Here is a 4,210-nt window from a genome sequence, read left to right as displayed (position 1 = left end):
GGCGGCGAAGCCGCCGGCGCCCGCCGCGGCCGTGCCGCAGCCCGCGCCCGCCGCGCCGAAACCGGCCGCGCCGCCGGCGCAGGTCGCCAGCGTGAACCGCGAACCGCAGGTGACGCGCCAGGTGCCGCCGCGTTATCCGCAGGAGGCCGCGCGCGCCGGCACGCAGGGCTGGGTGGACGTCGAGTTCATGGTCACCAGCCAGGGCACGGTGGTCGACGCCAAGGTGCTCGATTCGCAGCCGCGCCGTCTGTTCGACCGCGCCGCGCTGGATGCGGTACGGCAATGGCGCTTCCAGCCGGCGCTGCGCGACGGCGTGCCGACCGACGCCGTGCTGCGCCAGCGCATCGAGTTCAAGCTGGGCGGCGGCTGAGCGCCGCCCGCGCCCGCCGTCTTCAGTCGTCCAGCAGCGCGCGGCGCACCGCCGCGAGGGTCGCCAGGCCCTCCGGCGCGTCCGCCGGCAGGCGCTCCAGTTGCAGCAGCGCGGCGCTGGCGCGCGCATGCGCCGCGGCGTCGAGGCAGCGCGCCATCACGCCGGCCACCTCCGCGCCCAGCAGCAACCCCAACGCTTCGGTCCGGCCGGGGTCGCGCGCCGCCTCGCGCAGCGTGTGCACCGCGGCGTTGTGCGCCTGCACCGAGCGCAGCGGGTGGCGCACGCCGAAGACGGGCAGGCCGGGCACGCGGGCGACGCGGTGCAGCAGGTCGCCGCGCGCCAGCGCGTCGAGCAGCCGGCGCGCCAGCGGCCGCAGCGCCTGTTCGATCTGGCGCATCGCTTCCGGCGCGGTGCGCGGCACCTCGCCGAGGGCGGCCAACGCGGCGGCGAGCAGCGGCTGCGCCGGCGGCAGCGAGGCGTCTGCGCGCAGCAGGCCGTGCGCGTAGCGCAGGCGCCCCTGCGCCTGCAGATCGACGAGGACGGCGGCGGCGCACAGCGTGTCGAAGGAGGTGGCCGGTCGCTGGCTGTGCAGCGTGCCGCGCACGGGATCGAGACACAGCAACAGCAGCCGTTCGGCAATCAGCATGGCCGTCTCCCTGCGGCGCGCGGCGGCGATCAGCTGCGGCGCTTGCGCTTCGGCTTGAGGCGCGGCGGATCGACGCTGCGCGAAGCCGGCCGGTCGATTCCGGCCCAGTCCATGTACGGCAGGCCGAGCATCTTGTCCAGCAGCATCGGCATCAGTCCGGAGGGCACGGCGGACTCGCAGTTCCACATCAGCACCACGCCGGCGTGGTATTTCGGCAGGAAGCCGATCATGGCGCGGTAGCCCTGCACGGCGCCGGCGTGGAAGACCAGCGTTTCGCCGGCGTAGTCGTAGACGCGCCAGCCGAGCGCGTAGTCGGCGCGCTTCAGGCGCGCGCGCCGCCAGGGCGTGGCGACGCGTTCGCTGGGCGTGGCGATCACCGGCGCGTGCAGCACTTCGAGCAGGTCGGCCGGCAGCACGTCCGGGCGGCCGCCCATCTGCGCGATCAGCCACTGCTCCATGTCGCGCAGGCTGGCGTTGACGCCCGCCGCCGGCGGCACGTAGAAGTTGTCCTTGGGCTCGAACGGCGCCCAGCCGCTGCGGATGCGCCGGTGCGGATGCGCCCAGCTCCTGCTCGCTTGCAGCGATTCGCGCCCGTAGGTGGCGTTGTGCATGCCGAGCGGCAGGAACACGCGCTTCTCCACCTGGTGGTAGAAGAAGTCGCCGGTCTTGGCGTAGACCACGTCGCCGATCAGGCTGAAGGCAACGTTCTGGTAGCCGTAGCAGGCGCCGACGCCGCAGGCCATGTCGACCTCGTCCAGGCGGCGCACCAGTTCGGTGTAGGGCACGTCGTCCTCGAGCATGCGGTCGTAGGTGTTGCGCGGCAGGCCGAGGCGCTGGCCGAGGATGTCGCGCACGGTGGCCTGCTCGGACGCCTGCGCGTCCTTCAGCTTGAAGAACGGCAGCACGCCGGCGAGGCGGGTGTCCCAACTCAGCACGCCGTCGCGCACCAGCAGGCCGGTCAGCGCGGTGGCGAACGCCTTCGACAGCGAGGCGATGCGGAACACGGTATCCGGGCCCACCTTCTCGCCGCTGCGGGCGTCGGCATAGCCGAGCGTGCGTTCGAAGCGCACCTGGTCGTTGACCACCACCGCGGTGGCCAGGCCGGCCACCAGGTTGCGCTCCTCGATGCGGTCGAGCCAGCGCCTGTAGTCGGCGAGTGCGGCGTCGATGCGCGCGGCGGGCAGCGCCGCCGCCTCCGGATCGTTGCTGACGACCGGCGGCGTCGCCGTCGCGGCGGCGTGCGCGCGGCCGGCCGCGGCCGTCGCGCCGCAGGCCAACAGCAGCAGGAGGAACGCGCGGGCAAAGGGGCTGCTATGCTCGGTCCGGCGCGGCGCCGGGCGATGCCGCGAAGGGGAGAAATTGGGCATGACCACGATTGTGCTGCTGGTGGTTCTGGTCGGCATTGTCCTTTACATCATCGGCCTCTACAACGGCCTGGTGACGGCGCGCAACGGCTACAAGAACGCGTTCGCGCAGATCGACGTGCAGCTGACGCGGCGCTACGACCTGATCCCGAACCTGGTCGAAACCGCCAAGGGCTACATGAAATACGAGCGCGAGACCCTGGAAGCGGTGATCCAGGCGCGCAACGCCGCGGTGTCCGGCCTGGCCGGCGCCAAGGCCCAGCCCGGCGACGCGCAGGCGATGCAGCAGCTCGCCGGCGCCGACAACCAGGTGACGCAGGCGCTCGGCCGCCTGTTCGCGCTCAGCGAGGCCTACCCGGACCTGAAGGCCAACCAGAACATGATGCAGCTGTCGGAGGAGCTGACTTCCACCGAGAACCGCGTCGCCTTCGCGCGCCAGGCGTACAACGACAGCGTGATGACCTACAACAACCGGCGCGAGACGTTCCCGAGTTCGCTGATCGCCGCGCGCTTCGGCTTCCAGCCGGCCGAACCGCTGCCGATCGAGGACGCCTCGCACCGCGCCGCGCCGAAGGTGGCGTTCGGCTGATCGCAACGAGGGCAGCGCCCCGGTCCGGCCGGGGCCGGGGGAATCGCCGATGGATTTCTTCGCGGAGCAGGAGCGCGCGCGTCGCGCCAGCCGCCGCCTGGTGGCGCTGTTCGCGCTGGCGGTGCTCGCCATCGTCGTCGCGGTCGACGCGGTGCTGGCCGGCCTGTTCGGCATCGGCCGCCACGCCGGCCGCGTCGATCCGCTGGCGCTGGGCGGGATCAGCCTGCTGGTGATCGCGGTGATCGCGCTGGCCTCGGCCTGGCGCATCGCCAGCCTGGCCGGCGGCGGCGCGGCGGTGGCGCGCGGGCTGGGCGCCACGCCGGTGCCGGCCGACACGACCGACTTCACCTGGAAGCGCCTGCGCAACGTGGTGGAGGAGGTGGCGATCGCTTCCGGCGTGCCGGTGCCGGAGCTGTACGTGCTCGAGGACGAGGCCGGCATCAACGCCTTCGCCGCTGGCTACACGTCGGCCGACGCCGCCGTGTGCGTCACCCGCGGCGCGCTCGACAAGCTGACCCGCGACGAGCTGCAGGGCGTGATCGCCCACGAGTTCAGCCATGTGCTCAACGGCGACATGCGTCTGAACGTGCGCCTGATCGGCCTGCTGTTCGGCATCCTCGTGCTCGGCATCGTCGGCCGCAGGATCCTCGGCGCGAGCGGCCGCTCGCGCGGACGCGGCACGGCGCCGCTGGTCGCGTTCGGCCTGGCGATCCTGCTGATCGGCTATGTCGGCTTCTTCTTCGGCCGGCTGATCCAGGCGGCGGTGTCGCGCTCGCGCGAATGCCTGGCCGACGCTTCCGCCGTGCAGTTCACCCGCCAGACCCACGGCATCGCCGGCGCGCTGAAGAAGATCGCGGCGTTGGCCGAAGGCTCGCTGCTGGCCAGCGCGCAGCGCGAGGAGGTGGCGCACATGCTGTTCGGCGACGGCGTCGGCCTGTCGGCGCTGTTCGCCACGCATCCGCCGCTGCTGGCGCGTATCCGCGCGCTGGAGCCCGGCTTCAGCGAGATCGAGCTGAAGCGCATCGCGCGCGCCTGGCAGCAGCCGCTGCGCGCGGCGGACCCGGACAGCCCGCAGGCCACCATCGCCGGCTTCGCGCCGGCGGTGGCGCTGGCCGACGGCGCGGCGGTCGCCGCCGTCGGCACGCTGGCCGTCGCCGGCGGCGCCGTCGGCCTGGACGCGCGCGGCGTGGCGGCGCAGGTCGGCCGCCCGGGCGTGGAGGATTTCCGCGCGGCGGCGGCGC

General features: G+C 73.5%; 5 protein-coding genes. 3 read left to right on the top strand and 2 right to left on the bottom strand.

The genetic code is table 11. The features are described 5' to 3' along the window. Window positions 1-370 (top strand): energy transducer TonB (locus MBSD_RS06705; protein ID WP_148667826.1); only part of this gene is annotated, 370 nt, incomplete at its 5' end. A 22-nt stretch (window positions 371-392) separates the two neighbouring features. Here the strand turns inward: MBSD_RS06705 and MBSD_RS06700 are convergent. After that, window positions 393-1,016 (bottom strand): GPP34 family phosphoprotein, encoded by a 624-nt coding sequence (locus MBSD_RS06700; protein WP_062536254.1) that lies wholly within the window; start codon window positions 1,014-1,016, stop codon window positions 393-395. A gap of 29 nt (window positions 1,017-1,045) precedes the next feature. Further along, a complete protein-coding gene (locus tag MBSD_RS06695; protein ID WP_082306532.1) occupies window positions 1,046-2,383 on the bottom strand; it encodes a serine hydrolase domain-containing protein in 1,338 nt (445 codons plus the stop codon). Here MBSD_RS06695 and MBSD_RS06690 point away from each other — a divergent pair. Continuing rightward, the gene (locus MBSD_RS06690) at window positions 2,382-2,969 is read left to right on the top strand and encodes a LemA family protein (RefSeq protein WP_062536252.1); all 588 of its coding nucleotides are present in this window, start codon (window positions 2,382-2,384) and stop codon (window positions 2,967-2,969) included. The genes MBSD_RS06695 and MBSD_RS06690 overlap by 2 nt on opposite strands. 49 nt (window positions 2,970-3,018) lie before the next feature. Continuing rightward, window positions 3,019-4,210, top strand: a 1,192-nt coding sequence (locus tag MBSD_RS06685) for a M48 family metallopeptidase (RefSeq protein ID WP_148667825.1), incomplete at its 3' end; no start/stop codon positions are given.

The sequence above is a fragment of the Mizugakiibacter sediminis genome, from assembly GCF_000953855.2.
GTDB lineage: Bacteria > Pseudomonadota > Gammaproteobacteria > Xanthomonadales > Rhodanobacteraceae > Mizugakiibacter > Mizugakiibacter sediminis.
This window is presented reverse-complemented; position numbering and strand designations above follow the sequence as displayed.